The organism is Pseudomonas sp. GW823-FHT02F05 (assembly GCF_058797315.1).
Map to the genome: position 1 here is coordinate 1 of NZ_JBXAJM010000054.1, position 623 is coordinate 623.

At 60.0% G+C, this 623-nt stretch carries 1 protein-coding gene; it reads right to left on the reverse strand.

What is annotated here, in order from left to right:
- The coding region (locus AC1RAC_RS28300) for an RHS repeat domain-containing protein (protein ID WP_492617183.1) at window positions 1–623 on the reverse strand (623 nt) is incomplete at both ends.

Sequence of the window (623 nt, forward strand, 5' to 3'; positions counted from 1 at the left end):
TTTGGGCCGAAACCTTCCAACAGCGCCAATGGGCGGAAGCTGTCGGGTTCGTAGAGGTAGCTGCGATGGCGCTCTGCATGGTGTTCGGCAATCAGCTTGTCGCCTTGCCAGAAAAACCCGGTGGTCTTGCCGTCTACGGTCTTGCTGATGCGCCGCCCAAATGGGTCATAGCGATAACTGGCGGTTTCGCCGTTGGGCTTTGTGATGCTGATTAACCGATGCTGGCAGTCGTAGCGGTATTCAGTGACGAGTTGCTGGCTTTTGCCGCGCCGTTCACGGATGAGGTTGCCGAAGGCGTCGTAGTCATAGTGCCGGTCGCCTTGGATCATCAGGCGGTTGGCCGCGACGATGTCCGGGCCGGGGCGGTCTTGCATCAGCAGGTTGCCGGCCGGGTTGTGGGCGAAGCGTTCCTGCACGTCCTGGGAGTGATCGGCGCGGGTCAGGCGATTAAGCGGGTCGTAGCGGTAAAGGTGTTCGCCTTTGCGAGTGTCGACCAGGCGGGTGAGGTTGCCGCTTTTGTCGTAGTCGTATTGGCGTTGGTAGAGGTAGTTTTGCTGCTGCGTAACGGCGTGGGCGTGCAGACGATTCTGGTCGTCGTAGTGGTAGTGGCTGAGCAGTTGGCC